We start from the raw sequence: 17,658 nt of genomic DNA, 5'->3' as shown, positions 1-17,658 counted from the left end.
ACGCCCGGTTACATTTCGAACCCGGAAGCTAAGCCTTTCAGCGCCGATGGTACTGCAGGGGGGACCCTGTGGGAGAGTAGGACGCCGCCGAACAACCCGCCCTTTTAGCTCAGTCGGTAGAGCGTCTCCATGGTAAGGAGAAGGTCAACGGTTCGATTCCGTTAAAGGGCTCCAAGAAAAAGGCCCCCGCCAATTGGCGGGGGCCTTTTTTGCGTTCACGGCCCTCAGTAGTAGCCGACCTCGCCGTCCAGGAGTTCGCGGATCGTGTCCAGGTGGCCCGCGTGCCGGGCCGTCTCCTCGATCATGTGGATCAGCATCCAGCGCAGCGAGGCCGCGCCGGCCTTGAACTCCGTGTTGCGGCCGGTGTCGTCCAGGGAGTGCGCCGCGACGATGGCGTTCGAGGCCGCGCACTGGGCGTCGTACTCGGCGAGGAGCTGCGCGAGCGGGGTGCCCTCGACCATGAAGTCGGCGTCCTCCTCGCCCACGAACTGCGGGCCGGTCGCCGGGTGGTCCAGGAAGAGCACCTCGAACCAGCACTGCTCGGTCCAGCGCAGGTGGGAGACGATGCCCGCGACGGTCATCAGGGGCGAGGCGGGGAGTACGGACCGGTGCGCGTCCTCCTCGGAGACGCCCTCGCACTTCCACTGGATGATGGAGCGCTGGAGATCGAGCCACCCCACCAGCTGGGTGCGTTCGTCCGCGGTGAATTCGGGGCGCGTGCGTGAGATCGGCATAGCGGCCGACGCTAGCGCAGGCCTCCCCGGGCCGCACGAGGGTTTCCGCTGCGGGGCCGGAGACGAAAGGTGAGCGCGTGGGAGGAGCGGACCTCGGCGGGCGTCGTCAGTCGCCCGGGCGGGGGTGGGGGACGCGGAAGGCGAGGATGGCCATGTCGTCCGAGGCGGGTTCCGCGGCGAAGCGCTCGACCGCGCGCAGGACGCGGGCGGCGACCGCGCCCGCGGTGAGGCCGGTGCAGGTGGTGAGGACTTCGGCGAGGCCGTCGTCGCCCAGCATCCGGGTGCCCTCGCGGCGCTCGGTCACGCCGTCCGTGACACAGAGCAGGACGTCACCGGCGTCGAGGGTGAGGGTCTGTTCGTAGAGGTCGAGGTCCTCGATCACGCCGAGCAGGGGCTGGGGTTCCGCGGCCGGGAGCACCTCGCCGTTCGGGCGGAGCCGGAGCGGGAGCGGGTGGCCCGCGCACACGACCTTCATCAGGGCGCTGCCGTCGGGCTGCGGGTGGAGTTCGCCGTAGAGCAGGGTGAGGAAGCGGCTGCGGGAGCCCTCGTCGAGGATGGCCGCGTTGAGGCGCTCCAGGACGGCGGGGCCGCCGAGGCCCTCGCGGGCCAGCAGGCGCAGGGCGTGCCGGGCGAGGCCGGTGACCGCCGCCGCCTCGGGGCCCGTACCGCAGACGTCGCCGATGGCGAAGCCGTACACACCGGCGCGGATCGGGAAGACGTCGTAGAAGTCGCCGCCCACCTCGTTGCCCTCGCCCGCGGCGCGGTAGATGACCTCGACCTCCATGCCGGGGATGGCGGGGGAGCCGGGCGGCAGCAGGCTGCGCTGCAGCGAGCGGCTGATCGCGGTGCGCTCGGAGTACAGCCGGGCGTTGTCGAGGGCGAGGGCGGCCCGGCGGGAGAGGTCCTCGGCGAGTTCGAGGATCTCCTGACGGAAGTGCTCCTCGCTGGGCTTGCCCAGGGTGAGCAGGCCGATGACCCGGTTGCGGGCCCGCAGGGGCAGGACGACGGTCTCGCCGCCGACCGCGACGGCGGCCTCGGGCCAGGTGCAGGCGCCCGCCTCGGGGAGGGCGTCGGGCGGGGTGACCCGGCCCAGCATGATCTTGAGGTCGTCGATGCGCTCCTCGTCCTCGTGCAGCACGAAGGAGAGGAACGGGTCCGAGGACTGGTCGGCGATGGTGTAGACGGCGCACCAGGTGGCCAGGGTCGGGACGGTCATCTGGGCCATGAGCGCCAGGGTCTGGTCCCGGTCGAGGGTGCCCGCGAGCAGGTCGGAGGCCTCGACGAGGAAGGAGAGCGAGCCGCGGCGCAGGCGTTCCAGCTCGCCGAGGCGCGCGGACTCGACGGCGAGGGCGATCCGGTCGGCCGCGAACTGGAGGCGCAGGGCGTCCTCGTTGGAGTAGCGGCCCGGGCTTTCGGCGGCGATGCCGAGGGAGCCGGTGAGGCGGCCCTCGACCTTGAGGGGGACGGTGACGGCGGAGCGCATGCCGGTGGCTTCGAGCAACGGGACGGCGCCGGGGACGGCGGCGAGGTCGTCGTGGACCGCGGGCATCCGGGCGGAGCCGTACCGGTTGGTGCCGGCCTCGACGGGGACGCGGGCGAAGCGCTGGCGGGTGGAGGGCAGGCCGGTGGTGGCCCGTACCTCCAGCTCGGTCTCGTCGTCGGTGGCCAGCAGGAGGAAGGCGGAGTCGGCGTCGAGGAGGTCGCGGGCGCGCTCCACGGTGCGCTGGAGCAGGCCGTCGAGGTCGTCGGGGGCGGGGGAGCCGATGAAGATCTCGAAGGGGTCGACGGCGCGCGGTTCGGTGAGCATGCCGCCGTCGGAGGGGATCCGGGCGGGGGTCTGCAGCAAGGCCCGCTCGTCGTCGTGGACGAGGAGGCAGACGATGGACGGCTCGCCGTGGGCGTCACGGACGCGCAGGTGGGAGGCGTAGACGGGGATCACGCGGCCGTCGGCGCCGCGGATGCCGTAGCTGCCCTCCCAGCGGGACAGGCGCAGGGCCTCGGCGATGCCGGTTCCGGTGCCGGGGGTCTGGGGCCAGGCGGCCAGCTCGGCGAGGGGGCGGCCGACGGCCTTCTCGGAGGGGTGGCCGAAGATGTGCTCGGCGTCCTCGTTCCAGGCGGTGACCCGGTCCTCCGCGTCGATCTGGACGACGGCGACCCGGACGCGGCTGTCGGCGAGCGGCAGCAGCTGGTCGGGGACGACGGGGCCGGCGGAGCGGGTACCGACCGGACGGTCCGGGAGGTCGAGGCGGAACCACACGTGTTTGTGGGTGGCCGTGTATTCGACGCCCCAGCGGGTGGCGAGGGCGGCGCACAGCATCAGGCCGCGGCCGCTCTCGCGGTCCGGGTCCGCGTAGGGCCGCTCTCCCGGGTATTCAAGCGGGAGGGCGCGCTCCGGATACCGGTCGGCGACCTCGACGCGTACGCCGTCCTCGGTGCGCAGGCACAGGACCTCGGCCCGGGTTCCGGCGTGCACCACGGCATTGGTGACCAGCTCGCTGGTGAGCACCACCGCGTCGTCGACGATGTCGGCGAAGCCCCATCCCTGGAGGGCGTCGCGGACGAACGCGCGGGCGGCGGCGACCGAACGCCCGAGGGGGTCGAAGCTGGCAGCGGCCCGTGCCGTGATCACAAGTCTCCTCCGACGCGGTTGGACATCGGGTGCCAGGTTACTTACCTTCGCGGTCGGTGCGGTGCGGTCGTCCGGTATTCCCCCCACGGGGTGTGGACCCTGTGCGAAGGTGCCGAAGTGTTATGGCCTGGTTCGGACGGGGTGAAACACTGGGCAGGCTTGAAGAGCCGGGTTGCGTGGAGTCAGGACCCGGCGGTGCGGTCGACCCTTTCGGGAGGGACACGGTGGAGTCTGGCGTAGCAGCGCGCAGGACAGGTGCGCGTGCGAAGGGCGGACGGTCCCGGCGGGGCAGCACGACCGAGGTCGATACGGCGGCGCTGAACCGGCTGCTCACGGCCCTGGTGTCGATGCGGGACGGAAACTTCCGCAAGCGGCTCACGGTGTCCGGCGACGGCGTGATGGCGGAGATCGCCGCCGTCTACAACGAGGTCGCCGACCGCAATCTCCACCTGACGGGTGAGCTCTCGAGGGTCCGGCGGATGGTCGGGCGCGAGGGGAAGCTGAGTGAGCGGCTGGAGACGGGGGCCTGTGAGGGCTCCTGGGCGGCCGCGATCGACGCCTCCAACCAGCTGGTCGACGACCTGGCCCGGCCGGTCTCCGAGGTGGGCCGGGTGCTCTCGGCGGTCGCCGACGGTGATCTGGACCAGCGGATGGACCTGCGGACGCAGGCGGCCGAGGGAGCGGGGCACCCGCTGCGCGGGGAGTTCCTCAAGATCGGCCGGACGGTCAACAACCTGGTCGACCAGCTGTCGGCGTTCACCGACGAGGTGACCCGGGTGGCGCTGGAGGTCGGTACCGAGGGCAAGCTCGGCGGCCAGGCCCAGGTGCGCGGGATGTCCGGTTCCTGGAAGGACCTGACCGACTCCGTCAACACCATGGCGTACCGGCTCACCGCCCAGGTGCGTGACATCGCTCTCGTCACGACGGCGGTGGCCAAGGGCGATCTGTCGCGCAAGGTCACCGTGCACGTGGCCGGCGAGATGCTCCAGCTGAAGAACACCGTGAACACGATGGTGGACCAGCTGTCGTCGTTCTCCTCCGAGGTGACGCGCGTCGCCCGTGAGGTGGGTACGGAGGGCGAGCTGGGCGGCCAGGCGAAGGTGCCCGGGGTCGCCGGCGTGTGGAAGGACCTGACGGATTCCGTCAACACCATGGCGGGCAACCTGACCGCCCAGGTGCGCGGGATCGCCCAGGTCACGACGGCCGTGGCCAGCGGTGACCTGTCGCAGAAGGTGACGGTCAGCGCGCGCGGCGAGGTGGCGCAGCTGGCCGAAACGATCAACCAGATGACCGAGACGCTGCGGACCTTCGCGGACGAGGTCACCCGGGTGGCGAGCGAAGTCGGCGCGAAGGGCCTGCTCGGCGGGCAGGCGCAGGTGCCGGGTGCGGCGGGCACCTGGAAGGACCTCACCGACTCGGTGAACACGGTCTTCCGCAACCTCACCACGCAGGTGCGGGACATCGCCCAGGTGACGACGGCGGTGGCCAACGGCGACCTGTCGCAGAAGGTCACCGTCAACGTGGCCGGCGAGATGCTGGAGCTGAAGAACACCGTCAACACGATGGTGGACCAGCTCCAGTCCTTCGGCTCCGAGGTGACGCGGGTGGCCCGCGAGGTCGGCGTCGAGGGCGAGCTGGGGGGCCAGGCGCAGGTGCCGGGTGCGGCGGGCACATGGAAGGACCTCACCGACTCGGTGAACACGGCCTTCCGCAACCTGACCGGCCAGGTGCGCAACATCGCCCAGGTGACGACGGCCGTGGCCAACGGCGACCTGTCGCAGAAGGTCACCGTGGACGTCTCCGGCGAGATGCTCCAGCTGAAGAACACCGTGAACACGATGGTGGACCAGCTGTCGTCCTTCGCGGACCAGGTCACGCGGATGGCGCGGGACGTGGGTACGGAGGGCCGCCTCGGCGGTCAGGCACGGGTCGAGGGGGTCTCCGGTACCTGGAAGGAGCTGACCGACTCGGTCAACTTCATGGCCGGGAACCTGACGTCCCAGGTGCGCCAGATCGCCCAGGTGACCACGGCCGTGGCGCGGGGTGACCTGTCGCAGAAGATCGACGTGGACGCGCGGGGCGAGATCCTCGAGCTCAAGAACACCATCAACACGATGGTCGACCAGCTCTCGGCCTTCGCCGAGCAGGTGACCCGGGTCGCCCGGGACGTGGGGACGGAGGGCCGCCTCGGCGGCCAGGCGCAGGTGCCCGGCGTGGCCGGTGTGTGGCGGGATCTGACGGATTCGGTGAACGGCATGGCCGGGAACCTGACCTCGCAGGTCCGCAACATCGCGCAGGTCGCGACGGCGGTGGCGCGCGGTGACCTGTCGCAGAAGATCGACGTGGACGCGCGCGGCGAGATCCTGGAGCTCAAGAACACCCTCAACACCATGGTCGACCAGCTCTCGAACTTCGCGGAGCAGGTGACCCGGGTCGCGCGGGAAGTGGGCACCGAGGGCATCCTGGGCGGCCAGGCCGAGGTGAAGGGGGTCTCCGGTACCTGGAAGGACCTCACGCAGTCGGTCAACTTCATGGCGAACAACCTGACCTCGCAGGTCCGCAACATCGCCGAGGTGACCACGGCGGTCGCGATGGGCGACCTGTCGAAGAAGATCACGGTCGATGCCAAGGGCGAGATCCTGGAGCTGGTGACGACCGTCAACACGATGGTCGACCAGCTGTCCTCCTTCGCCGAGCAGGTGACGCGGGTGGCGCGGGAGGTGGGCTCCGAGGGCATCCTCGGCGGGCAGGCCCGGGTGCGCGGGGTGACCGGCATCTGGAAGGACCTGACCGACAACGTCAACCTGATGGCCAACAACCTGACCTCGCAGGTGCGCAACATCTCGCAGGTCTCGGCGGCGGTCGCCAACGGTGACCTGACCAAGAAGGTCACGGTCGAGGCGCGCGGCGAGGTCGCGCAGCTCGCGGACACGGTCAACACGATGGTCAAGACCCTGTCGTCGTTCGCCGACGAGGTCACCCGGGTGGCCCGTGAGGTGGGTACGGAGGGCCGCCTCGGCGGTCAGGCGCACGTGCCGGGGGTCTCGGGGACCTGGAAGGACCTCACCGATTCGGTGAACTTCATGGCCTCGAACCTCACCGGTCAGGTGCGGCAGATCGCCATGGTCACGACCGCCATCGCCAAGGGCGACATGACCAAGAAGATCGACATCGACGCCCGCGGTGAGATCCTGGAGCTGAAGACCACCATCAACACGATGGTCGACCAGCTGTCCTCCTTCGCGGACCAGGTCACCCGGGTCGCCCGCGAGGTGGGCACCGAGGGGATCCTGGGCGGGCAGGCCCGGGTCCGGGACGTCGACGGCACCTGGCGCGACCTCACCGAGTCCGTGAACGAGATGGCCGGGAACCTGACCCGGCAGGTGCGGGCCATCGCGGCCGTGGCCACCGCGGTGACCCGCGGCGACCTGAACCTCAAGATCGACGTGGACGCGGCGGGCGAGATCCAGGTCCTCCAGGACAACATCAACACGATGATCGCCAACCTGCGCGACACCACCTTGGCCAACAAGGAGCAGGACTGGCTGAAGGGCAATCTGGCCCGGATCTCGGCCCTCATGCAGGGCCGCCGCGAGCTGGACGACGTCGCCTCGCTCATCATGAGCGAGCTGACCCCGGTGGTCTCGGCGCAGCACGGCGCGTTCTTCCTGGCGCTGCCGTCCGGCGCGGCCACCGAGATCGCGGCCGACGGCGGCCAGGACGGCCCGTACGAGCTGCGCATGCGCGGCAGTTACGCCTACGCGGGCACCTCGATGCCGACCTCCTTCCGGCCGGGGGAGGGGCTGATCGGGACGGTCGCCGAGGAGAAGCGGACGATCCTGGTCGAGAACACCCCGCCCGGTTATCTGAAGATCTCCTCGGGGCTGGGCGAGGCACCGCCCGCCCATGTGATCGTGCTGCCCGTGCTGTTCGAGGGGAATCTGCTCGGCGTCATCGAGCTGGCGTCCTTCCAGCCGTTCACGCAGATCCAGAAGGACTTCCTCAGCCAGATCGCCGAGATGATCGGTACGAGCGTCAACACGATCAGCGTCAACTCCAAGACGGAGATGCTGCTCAAGCAGTCGCAGGAGATGACCGAGCAGCTGCGCGAGCGCTCCGACGAGCTGGAGAACCGGCAGAAGGCGCTCCAGGCCGCCAACGCGGAACTGGAGGAGAAGGCCGAGCTGCTGGCCCAGCAGAACCGGGACATCGAGGTGAAGAACACCGAGATCGAAGAGGCCCGGCAGGTCCTGGAGGAGCGCGCCGAGCAGCTCGCGGTCTCGATGCGCTACAAGTCCGAGTTCCTGGCGAACATGTCGCACGAGCTGCGCACCCCGCTCAACTCGCTGCTGATCCTGGCCAAACTGCTCGCGGACAACGCGGACGAGAACCTCTCGCCCAAGCAGGTGGAGTTCGCCGAGACCATCCACGGGGCGGGTTCCGATCTGCTCCAGCTGATCAACGACATCCTGGACCTGTCGAAGGTCGAGGCGGGCAAGATGGACGTCTCGCCGACGCGGATCGCGCTGGTGCAGCTGGTGGACTACGTGGAGGCCACCTTCCGGCCGCTGACGGCGGAGAAGGGCCTGGACTTCTCGGTGCGGGTCTCGCCGGAGCTGCCGGCCACCCTGCACACCGACGAGCAGCGGCTGTTGCAGGTGCTGCGCAACCTGCTGTCGAACGCGGTGAAGTTCACCGACGGCGGCGCGGTGGAGCTGGTGATCCGGCCCGCCGGGGCGGACGTGCCGCAGGCGATCCGGGAGCAGTTGCTGGAGGCGGGCTCGCTACGGGAGCCGGACGCGGACCTGATCGCCTTCTCGGTGACCGACACCGGGATCGGGATCGCGGCCAGCAAGATGCTGGTGATCTTCGAGGCGTTCAAGCAGGCGGACGGTACGACGAGCCGCAAGTACGGCGGCACCGGGCTCGGGCTGTCCATCAGCCGGGAGATCGCGCGGCTGCTGGGCGGCGAGGTCCACGCGGCCAGTGAGCCGGGCCGCGGTTCCACCTTCACCCTGTACCTGCCGCTGCACCCGAGCGAGCTGCCGCCGCAGGGGTACGCGCAGCCCGCGGCCGGTGGCCGCGGGGACCTGTACCGGCGGGCCGCCGAGGTGGCTTCCTCGCTTCCGGTGATGCCCGCGCTGCCGGCGGCGCCGGTGGCTCCGGCGGGGCCCGCCGTGCCCGTACAGCCCGTGTCGGCGCTGCCGCCGGGGGCCGGGACGCAGGCCGGGTCCGGCGCGGGGCAGGGGCACGGCGCCGCGGCGCTGTTCCGGCGCCGCCGCAAGGCCATGGGTGATTCGGGCGCGCGGCCCGGGCTGCTCGGGGCGCAGAACGGCGCGCAGGGCACCGAGGACCAGTGGGGCAGCCCGGAGGACGAACTCCCGGTGGTGCCGAGGACGTACGACTTCCACGGCGAGAAGGTGCTCATCGTCGACGACGACGTGCGCAACGTCTTCGCGCTGACGAGCGTGCTGGAGCAGCACGGGCTGGCCGTGCTCTACGCGGAGAACGGGCGCGAGGGCATCGAGGTGCTGGAGCAGCACGACGACGTCTCGCTCGTGCTCATGGACATCATGATGCCGGAGATGGACGGGTACGCCACGACCTCGGCGATCCGGCGGATGCCGCAGTTCGCGGGGCTGCCGATCATCGCGCTGACGGCAAAGGCCATGAAGGGGGACCGGGAGAAGGCGATCGACTCGGGCGCTTCCGACTATGTCACCAAGCCCGTCGATCCCGACTTCCTGTTGTCGGTGATGGAGCAGTGGATGCGCGCGAAGTGATCGACCGGGGAACGAAGAGATACCAATTGCTGACTCAGTGTGTCCACATCGGTGTGGGAGGGCGGTATACGGGGAACCTTCTGCTCCCCCACACCGTTTCTGCTTCGTGCACAGTGACATCTTGGTGACAGGGTGTGGCGATCTCGGGACTGGGGCTACGATGACCGGCACAAGGACGGACGGCGCACGGAAGCCGCCCGCTGGGGCGGGACCCGGGCTGAGCGCTGGAGCCAGGACCCGGGGAGGCCCCCTGCCGGGGCGAGGAGGACAGGGCATGGTGCAGAAGGCCAAGATCCTCCTGGTCGACGACCGGCCGGAGAATCTGCTGGCGCTGGAGGCCATCCTCTCCGCGCTCGATCAGACACTGGTCAGGGCGTCGTCGGGGGAGGAAGCGCTCAAGGCGCTGCTGACAGACGATTTCGCGGTCATCCTGCTGGATGTGCAGATGCCCGGGATGGACGGTTTCGAGACGGCCGCGCACATCAAGCGGCGGGAGCGGACCCGGGACATCCCGATCATCTTCCTCACCGCGATCAACCACGGTCCGCACCACACGTTCCGCGGCTACGCCGCCGGAGCCGTGGACTACATCTCCAAGCCCTTCGACCCGTGGGTGCTGCGGGCGAAGGTCTCGGTCTTCGTCGAGCTGTACACGAAGAACTGCCAGCTGCGGGAGCAGGCTTCGCTGCTGCGGCTCCAGCTGGAGGGCGGCGGGTCCGGCGGCGTCGAGGGCAAGGAGACGGCGGGCCTGCTGGCCGAGCTGTCCGCCCGGCTCGCGGCCGTCGAGGAACAGGCGGAAGCGCTCACCAAGCAGCTCGGCGAGGAAGCGGCCGATCCCGCGGTGGTCGCCACCGCGGCCCATCTGGAGCGGAAACTGACCGGTCTGCGCCGGGCGCTGGACGCGCTGGAGCCCGGTACCGGCGGCGGGCAGGCGATGCTGCCCGCGCAGGCCTGAGCGATCTCGGCGGAAGGGACGGGCGGGCCGCGGCGAGCAGCCCGCCCGTTCTCCGTGTGCGGGCCGGTCGCTGAGGGCGCGTCAGCTCTGGCCGTACGTCACATGACGCACCGGAAGGCCGACACGAACGGGTGAAGGGGTGGGCACGCGTGTCCACCGGCGCGCGCACCGGTAACCTCGGGGCCATGGCCTCACGTACGTCCGGCAAGGGTTCCCAGAGCGCCGCGGGTGCCGCGAAAGCCCGCTCCGGCCGTACGACGGCGCCGGCGAAGAAGGCTGCGCAGCCCGCGGGCAGGCCGCCCGCGAAGAAGGCGGCGGCCGCCAAGCGCGCGCCGGTCCGCAAGGTGGCGCCCAAACCCGCACCGTCCCCGACCGGGGGTGTCGTGCGCCTGGTGCGCGCCCTGTGGCTCGGCATCGCGCACGCCGTCGGCGCGGTCTTCCGCGGGGTGGGCCGCGGGGCGAAGAACCTCGACCCGGCCCACCGCAAGGACGGGGTCGGACTGCTCCTGCTCGCCCTCGCGCTGATCGTCGCCGCCGGAACCTGGTCGAACCTGAGCGGTCCCGTCGGCGATCTGGTCACCATGCTGATCACCGGTGCCTTCGGACGGCTCGATCTGCTCGTGCCGATCCTCCTCGGGGTCATGGCCGTGCGCTTCATCCGCCATCCCGAGCAGAGCGACGCCAACGGCCGGATCGGCGTCGGGCTGACCGCCCTGGCCATCGGGGTCCTCGGGCTGGTCCACATCGCCTGCGGCGCGCCCGGCCGGGACGAGGGCACCACCGCCATGCAGAACGCGGGGGGCCTGATCGGCTGGGGCGCCTCCAAACCCCTGATCTTCACCATGGGCGCGCCGCTGGCCGTGCCGCTGCTGGTGCTCCTCACCGTCTTCGGGCTGCTCGTGGTCACGGCCACCCCCGTCAACGCCATCCCGCAGCGGCTGCGCCGGCTGGGGATCCGGCTCGGGGTGATCGCGCCCAACGAGTACGACACGGAGGACGCCGGGCGGGAGGGCGAGCGCCACGATCCCGAGCGGTGGCGGGCCAACCGGCAGGGCGCGGGCGCGGACCCGGCCGGACCGGCGGACGCCGCGGAGGAGGAGGCGCTCGCCGCCCGGCGGCGCAGGCCCCGGCGGGCCCCGGCGCGCCCCGCGATGGACCGGGAGATGGACGCGGTCGACGTCGCCGCGGCGGCGGCCGCCGCCCTGGACGGCGCGGTGTACGGCGGCCTGCCGCCCTCCCCGATCGTCGCCGGCCTGACCCACGGGGTGACGCCCGCGCGCGAGGGCGCCGAGGTCACCGCCCCGGTGCCGCCCGCCCGCGAGGAGCGCGGCGAGCAGGGGCAGGCGGCCGCGCCGGCCGCCCCGCCCGTCCCCGCCGCTCCCGCCGCCCCCGCGGTCCCGCCGGTCCCGGCCGCGGCGCCGACCGTCGGTCCGGTCGGCGTGCCCGACCTGACCAAGACCCCGCCGCAGACCCAGCAGCTGCCGCCGCGGGCCGAGCAGCTCCAGCTGCGCGGGGACATCACCTACTCCCTGCCCTCGCTCGACCTGCTGGAGCGGGGCGGCCCGGGCAAGACCCGCAGTGCCGCGAACGACGCGGTGGTCGCCTCGCTGACGAACGTCTTCATGGAGTTCAAGGTCGACGCGAAGGTCACCGGTTTCACCCGGGGCCCGACGGTCACCCGCTACGAGGTGGAGCTGGGCCCGGCGGTCAAGGTCGAGCGGATCACGGCCCTGGCCAAGAACATCGCGTACGCCGTGGCCTCGCCGGATGTGCGGATCATCAGCCCGATCCCCGGCAAGTCCGCGGTCGGCATCGAGATCCCGAACACCGACCGCGAGATGGTGAACCTCGGCGACGTGCTGCGCCTGGCGGACGCGGCCGAGGACGACCACCCGATGCTCGTCGCGCTCGGCAAGGACGTCGAGGGCGGCTACGTGATGGCCAACCTCGCGAAGATGCCGCACGTGCTGGTCGCCGGAGCCACCGGTTCCGGAAAGTCGTCCTGCATCAACTGCCTGATCACCTCCGTCATGGTCCGGGCGACCCCGGAGGACGTCCGGATGGTGCTGGTCGACCCCAAGCGCGTCGAGCTGACGGCGTACGAGGGCATCCCGCACCTGATCACGCCGATCATCACCAACCCGAAGCGGGCCGCCGAGGCCCTCCAGTGGGTCGTGCGCGAGATGGACCTGCGCTACGACGACCTGGCGGCCTTCGGCTACCGGCACATCGACGACTTCAACAAGGCGATCCGCGACGGCAAGATCAAATTGCCGCCGGGCAGCGAGCGGGAGCTGAGCCCCTACCCGTACCTGCTGGTGATCGTCGACGAGCTGGCCGACCTGATGATGGTCGCCCCGCGCGACGTCGAGGACTCCATCGTCCGCATCACCCAGCTGGCGCGCGCGGCCGGAATCCACCTGGTGCTCGCCACCCAGCGCCCCTCGGTGGACGTGGTCACCGGTCTGATCAAGGCGAACGTGCCCTCGCGGCTCGCCTTCGCCACCTCCTCGCTCGCCGACAGCCGGGTCATCCTCGACCAGCCGGGCGCCGAGAAGCTCATCGGAAAGGGTGACGGACTGTTCCTGCCGATGGGGGCGAACAAGCCCGTACGGCTGCAGGGCGCCTTCGTCACCGAGGAGGAGATCCAGGGGATCGTCCAGCACTGCAAGGACCAGATGGCTCCCGTCTTCCGGGAGGACGTCACGGTCGGCCAGAAGCAGAAGAAGGAGATCGACGAGGAGATCGGCGACGACCTCGACCTGCTGTGCCAGGCGGCCGAACTGGTCGTCACCACGCAGTTCGGCTCCACCTCCATGCTCCAGCGCAAGCTCCGGGTCGGCTTCGCCAAGGCCGGACGGCTGATGGACCTCATGGAGTCGCGGGGCATCGTCGGGCCCAGCGAGGGCTCCAAGGCGCGTGACGTGATGGTCAAACCGGACGAGTTGGACGGCGTCCTCGCGGTCATCCGGGGCGAGACCGGACCGTGACCGGTCCGTAAAGAATCCCGGGGCAACCGTTTCCCCCGGCCGCTCGTCAAGTTGAGGAAAGGGGTGGCGCCGTGCGCCCGCCCGCCGGTTCCGCACGGATCCGGCGCGGGAGTTCCGATGCCATTCGGATGGCGTACGGAGACGACCCTCCGGTTGCTCCACCCTTTCGTCACCCCCCTAGACTGGACATCCAGCAGGTGGCTACACGCTCGAAAGGCGCCCCCGTGTCCATCGGCAACTCCAAGTCCCCCGAAGATGACCGGCCTTCGACCGACGACGTGATCGACGTGATCGTCGAGCGGCCGGCCGCCGGTCCGTCCATCGGGACGGCCCTCCAGCAGGCCCGGATCGCCGCCGGGCTCACCGTCGACGAGGTCAGCTCCACCACCCGCGTGCGCATCCCGATCGTGCACGCGATCGAGCAGGACGACTTCACGCGCTGCGGCGGCGACGTCTACGCCCGCGGCCACATCCGTACGCTCGCCCGCGCCGTACACCTCGATCCCGAACCCCTGGTCGAGAGCTACGACGCCGCCCACGGGGGTCGCCCGGCGCCGACCCCCGCCGCCCCCATGTTCGAGGCCGAACGGATCCGTCCCGAGCGGCAGCGGCCCAACTGGACCGCCGCCATGGTCGCGGCGATCGTCGCCGTGATCGGATTCGTCGGCTTCACCGCCCTCAAGGGCGGCGACGACGACACCAAGCGACCGGTGGCGGAAGGTTCCGCCTCCCCGAAGCCCGCCCCCAAGCAGCCGGGCGCCAAGCCGGCCGCCCCCACCCCGAAGGCCCCGCAGGCACCCAAGCCGGAACCCTCGGACAGTGCCATCGCGGCCGCCCCCAAGGACGTCGTCACGGTCGTCCTGACGGCGAACACCGCCGAGAGCTGGATCTCCGCGAAGGACCACAGTGGTCGCCTGCTCTTCGACGGAACCCTCCAGCCGGGCGACTCCAAGACCTTCACCGACAAGCAGTCCATCGATCTCGTACTCGGCGACGCCGGGGCCGTCCAGCTCTTCGTGAACGGCAAGGAGATCAAGGGCGACTTCCAGTCGGGGCAGGTGGAACGTCTCACCTACACCAAGGACGATCAGCGTCAGGGCGCCGCACAGGCGGGCTGACCGGCCGTTTCACCCTTCTTCACCCACTGTTCCAGCAGACCCCGGGGCGCCCCGCCGCACCCCGGGGATCTTGCTGTCGGGGCGTGGCGCGGGACGGGGGCGGGGGCCGGTGCCGGGACGAAGTAGTCTTGAGTCCATGCCCGAACGCCGTACCGTCGCCCTTGTCACTCTTGGCTGCGCCCGTAACGAGGTGGACTCGGAGGAGCTCGCAGGCCGCTTGGCGGCGGATGGCTGGGAGCTCGTCGAGGACGCCGCAGACGCGGACGTAGCCGTCGTCAACACCTGTGGTTTCGTCGAAGCCGCCAAGAAGGACTCCGTAGACGCCCTGCTGGAAGCCAATGATCTGAAGGATCACGGCAAGACCCAGGCCGTCGTCGCCGTCGGCTGTATGGCCGAGCGCTACGGCAAGGAGCTTGCCGAAGCGCTCCCCGAAGCCGACGGAGTCCTCGGTTTCGACGACTACGCCGACATCTCCGACCGCCTCCAGACGATCCTCAACGGCGGCATCCACGCCTCCCACACCCCGCGGGACCGGCGCAAGCTGCTGCCGATCAGCCCGGCCGCGCGCCAGGAGACCGAGGTGGCCCTGCCGGGCCACGCCCAGTCGGCGCCCGCCGAGGAGCCGGCCGAGGCGCCCTCGGACCTGCCGGACGGGCTCGCGCCCGCCTCCGGGCCGCGCGCGCCCCTGCGCCGCCGTCTGGGCAACAGCCCCGTCGCCTCCGTGAAGCTCGCTTCCGGCTGTGACCGGCGCTGCTCCTTCTGCGCCATCCCTTCCTTCCGCGGCTCCTTCATCTCGCGCCGCCCCAGCGACGTGCTGGGCGAGACGCGCTGGCTCGCGGAGCAGGGCGTCAAGGAGATCATGCTGGTCTCCGAGAACAACACCTCGTACGGCAAGGACCTCGGCGACATCCGCCTGCTGGAGACCCTGCTGCCCGAGCTGGCCGAGGTGGACGGCATCGAGCGCGTCCGCGTCAGCTACCTCCAGCCCGCCGAGATGCGGCCCGGCCTGATCGACGTCCTCACCTCGACCCCCAAGGTCGTGCCGTACTTCGACCTGTCCTTCCAGCACTCCGCCCCGGACGTGCTGCGCGCCATGCGCCGCTTCGGTGACACCGACCGGTTCCTGGAGCTGCTCGACACCATCCGCACCAAGGCGCCCACCGCCGGTGTCCGGTCCAACTTCATCGTCGGCTTCCCCGGCGAGAAGGAATCGGACTTCGCCGAGCTGGAGCGTTTCCTCACCCACGCCCGCCTCGACGCCATCGGCGTCTTCGGCTACTCGGACGAGGACGGCACCGAGGCCGTCACCTACGAGAACAAGCTGGACGAGGACACCATCGCCGAGCGGCTCGCGCACATGCAGCGGCTCGCGGAGGAGCTGACCTCGCAGCGCGCCGAAGAGCGGATCGGGGAGACCCTGGAGGTACTCGTCGAGACCGTCGTCGCGGTCGACGACGAGGATGACGACGCCGCGGGTGCCTACGGGCGCGCCGCGCACCAGGCGCCCGAGACCGACGGCCAGGTCGTCTTCACGGACGGCGCGGGTCTGGTCCCCGGGCGTATCGTCACGGCAAAGGTGGTCGGCACCCTGGGTGTGGACCTGGTGGCCGAGCCCCTGGGCGCCCTGTTCGGAGATCTTGAGGAGGCGGCCGGATGACCGGAGTCCCGGCACCCGCGGCGGGCGGGACCGGCAGTCGGCCCGCGCCCGGCGCGAAGCTCGGGGCCGCGGCGGTCAACCAGGCCAGCCTGTGGAACATCGCCAACATCCTGACGATGATCCGGCTCGTGCTCGTGCCGGGATTCGTCCTGCTGCTGCTCGCCGACGGGGGTTACGACCCCGTCTGGCGGGCGCTGGCGTGGGCGGCGTTCGCCGTCGCCATGATCACGGACATTTTCGACGGGCACCTCGCCCGGACCTACAACCTGGTCACCGACTTCGGGAAGATCGCCGACCCCATCGCCGACAAGGCGATCATGGGGTCGGCTTTGGTGTGTCTGTCCTGGCTCGGGGACCTGCCCTGGTGGGTCACCGGGGTGATCCTGGGGCGGGAGCTGGGGATCACCCTGCTCCGGTTCTGGGTGATCCGCTACGGGGTGATCCCCGCCAGCCGGGGCGGGAAGCTCAAGACGCTCGCCCAGGGCACGGCGGTCGGCATGTACGTGCTGGCGCTGACCGGGCCGCTGGCCACGCTCCGGTTCTGGGTCATGGCGGTGGCCGTACTTCTCACAGTCGTCACCGGTTTGGACTACATTCGCCAGGCCGTCGTGCTGCGCCGGCAGGGAATCGCGGCGGAGCGGGCCGCGAGGTGACGGACGGGACGACGGGGCCGGCGGGGCCCCCGCAGGGCCGCGAAGCGGCGGCGGACGCCGCCGGGACGGCCGCGTACGTCCTCAATCTGCTTGCGGAGAGTGACCAGACGGTCGCGGTCGCGGAGTCGCTCACGGGCGGGCTGGTCGCGGCCGAGCTGACAGCGGTCCCCGGCGCCTCGCGCGCCTTCCGCGGCTCGGTCACGGCGTACGCGACGGAGCTCAAGCACCGGGTGCTCGGCGTCGACGCGGAGCTGCTCGCGGCGCACGGCGCGGTGAACGCGCAGGTCGCGCAGGAGATGGCGGCCGGAGTGCGGCGCGTGCTGGACGCCTCGTGGGGCATCGCGACCACCGGAGTGGCCGGTCCGGAGCCTCAGGACGGGCAGCCGGTGGGGACGGTTTTCATCGCCGTCGACGGTCCTGCGGGCAGGAAATCGGCCCGGCTGCGGTTGAACGGTTCCCGGGCGGAAATCCGTAGAGAGAGTGTACGGACAGTGCTCGAACTTCTCTCGAGCGAACTCCGCGAGAATCTGCGAAGGCAAGACACGGAACGGAACGGGGGGATTTGATGTTTGCAGCCCTGAGTGAACACGACATCGCTCCCCGCACGGCCGCCGCGCGAGGCGGTACGGTGGGGCGTGAAGGTTACGGCTACACGGTCAGAGGAGGGAGCCACCGATGATTCTGCTCCGTCGCCTGCTGGGTGACGTGCTGCGTCGGCAGCGCCAGCGCCAGGGCCGTACTCTGCGCGAAGTCTCCTCGTCCGCCCGAGTTTCGCTCGGCTATCTCTCCGAGGTGGAGCGGGGGCAGAAGGAGGCATCCTCCGAGCTGCTCTCCGCGATCTGCGACGCGTTGGACGTACGGATGTCCGAGCTGATGCGCGAAGTGAGCGACGAACTGTCGCTCGCCGAGCTCGCGCAGTCGGCCGCGGCAAGCGAACCGGTCCCGGCACCGGTGCGCGCGATGCTCAATTCGGTCTCCGTGGCCTCGGTCACGGGTGGCCCGCCGGAGCGGGTGACCATCAAGTCGCCCGTGGAAGCGGTGGATGTCGTCGCCGCTTGATTTTTTGAGCGTGAGTGTGGCCGGAGCCCCGGTCGGCGTGTGATGCGCCGGCCGGGGCTCCCGGCCGTTGCGGGCGGTCC

At 70.8% G+C, this 17,658-nt stretch carries 10 protein-coding genes, 1 tRNA gene and 1 rRNA gene; 10 read left to right on the top strand and 2 right to left on the bottom strand.

Annotated features, from left to right (window positions below):
* Both rrf and ABT084_RS19490 read left to right on the top strand, forming a co-directional pair.
* Positions 1–93: ribosomal RNA gene (gene rrf / locus ABT084_RS19495) — 5S ribosomal RNA — on the top strand; the annotation flags it as partial.
* A gap of 5 nt (positions 94–98) precedes the next feature.
* A tRNA-Thr gene (locus ABT084_RS19490) sits at positions 99–174 on the top strand.
* Between the two features lie 50 nt (positions 175–224).
* Here ABT084_RS19490 and ABT084_RS19485 read toward each other — a convergent pair.
* Together ABT084_RS19485 and ABT084_RS19480 are read right to left on the bottom strand one after the other, a co-directional pair.
* Positions 225–734, bottom strand: coding sequence for a DinB family protein (locus tag ABT084_RS19485; RefSeq protein WP_351045208.1), 510 nt, complete (start codon positions 732–734; stop codon positions 225–227).
* Between the two features lie 106 nt (positions 735–840).
* The gene (locus ABT084_RS19480) at positions 841–3,399 is read right to left on the bottom strand and encodes a SpoIIE family protein phosphatase (protein WP_502968976.1); all 2,559 of its coding nucleotides are present in this window, start codon (positions 3,397–3,399) and stop codon (positions 841–843) included.
* Positions 3,400–3,587: 188 nt separating this feature from the next.
* Between ABT084_RS19480 and ABT084_RS19475 the strand changes: the two genes are divergently transcribed.
* The 8 genes from ABT084_RS19475 to ABT084_RS19440 all read left to right on the top strand — a co-directional run bounded on the left by ABT084_RS19475 (position 3,588) and on the right by ABT084_RS19440 (position 17,578).
* Positions 3,588–9,146: a hybrid sensor histidine kinase/response regulator gene (locus ABT084_RS19475; RefSeq protein ID WP_351045202.1), complete on the top strand. Its 5,559-nt coding sequence runs from the start codon at positions 3,588–3,590 to the stop codon at positions 9,144–9,146.
* A gap of 274 nt (positions 9,147–9,420) precedes the next feature.
* Positions 9,421–10,101 carry a response regulator gene (locus tag ABT084_RS19470; protein ID WP_351045199.1) on the top strand — a complete coding sequence of 227 codons (681 nt, stop codon included), beginning with the start codon at positions 9,421–9,423 and terminating at the stop codon, positions 10,099–10,101.
* Between the two features lie 185 nt (positions 10,102–10,286).
* A complete protein-coding gene (locus tag ABT084_RS19465) occupies positions 10,287–13,091 on the top strand; it encodes a DNA translocase FtsK (protein WP_351045196.1) in 2,805 nt (934 codons plus the stop codon).
* A 224-nt stretch (positions 13,092–13,315) separates the two neighbouring features.
* Entirely contained in the window at positions 13,316–14,209 is an 894-nt protein-coding gene (locus ABT084_RS19460) for a helix-turn-helix domain-containing protein (RefSeq protein WP_351045193.1), read from the top strand.
* Positions 14,210–14,345: 136 nt separating this feature from the next.
* Entirely contained in the window at positions 14,346–15,866 is a 1,521-nt protein-coding gene (rimO, locus tag ABT084_RS19455) for a 30S ribosomal protein S12 methylthiotransferase RimO (protein ID WP_351045190.1), read from the top strand.
* Positions 15,863–16,519, top strand: a complete 657-nt coding sequence (gene pgsA / locus ABT084_RS19450; RefSeq protein ID WP_351045187.1) for a CDP-diacylglycerol--glycerol-3-phosphate 3-phosphatidyltransferase — start codon at positions 15,863–15,865, stop codon at positions 16,517–16,519. Before rimO ends, pgsA begins: the two co-directional genes overlap by 4 nt.
* Before the next feature lie 86 nt (positions 16,520–16,605).
* Positions 16,606–17,085: a CinA family protein gene (locus tag ABT084_RS19445; protein WP_351045229.1), complete on the top strand. Its 480-nt coding sequence runs from the start codon at positions 16,606–16,608 to the stop codon at positions 17,083–17,085.
* A gap of 109 nt (positions 17,086–17,194) precedes the next feature.
* A complete protein-coding gene (locus tag ABT084_RS19440; protein WP_351045184.1) occupies positions 17,195–17,578 on the top strand; it encodes a helix-turn-helix domain-containing protein in 384 nt (127 codons plus the stop codon).
* Positions 17,579–17,658: the final 80 nt, after the last annotated feature.

It is taken from the genome of Streptomyces sp. NPDC002138 (assembly GCF_040296485.1).
Classification (GTDB): Bacteria; Actinomycetota; Actinomycetes; order Streptomycetales; family Streptomycetaceae; genus Streptomyces.
Note: the sequence above shows the minus strand (reverse complement) of the source record. Positions and strands in the feature narration are given on the sequence as shown.

What these genes read in the sequence shown, in the direction of transcription:
- rimO (WP_351045190.1), top strand. Translation starts at nt 14,346, where the DNA reads ATGCCCGAACGCCGTACCGTCGCCCTTGTCACTCTTGGCTGCGCCCGT.
- ABT084_RS19465 (WP_351045196.1), top strand. Translation starts at nt 10,287, where the DNA reads ATGGCCTCACGTACGTCCGGCAAGGGTTCCCAGAGCGCCGCGGGTGCC.
- ABT084_RS19485 (WP_351045208.1), bottom strand. Translation starts at nt 734, where the DNA reads ATGCCGATCTCACGCACGCGCCCCGAATTCACCGCGGACGAACGCACC.
- ABT084_RS19440 (WP_351045184.1), top strand. Translation starts at nt 17,195, where the DNA reads ATGATTCTGCTCCGTCGCCTGCTGGGTGACGTGCTGCGTCGGCAGCGC.
- pgsA (WP_351045187.1), top strand. Translation starts at nt 15,863, where the DNA reads ATGACCGGAGTCCCGGCACCCGCGGCGGGCGGGACCGGCAGTCGGCCC.
- ABT084_RS19470 (WP_351045199.1), top strand. Translation starts at nt 9,421, where the DNA reads ATGGTGCAGAAGGCCAAGATCCTCCTGGTCGACGACCGGCCGGAGAAT.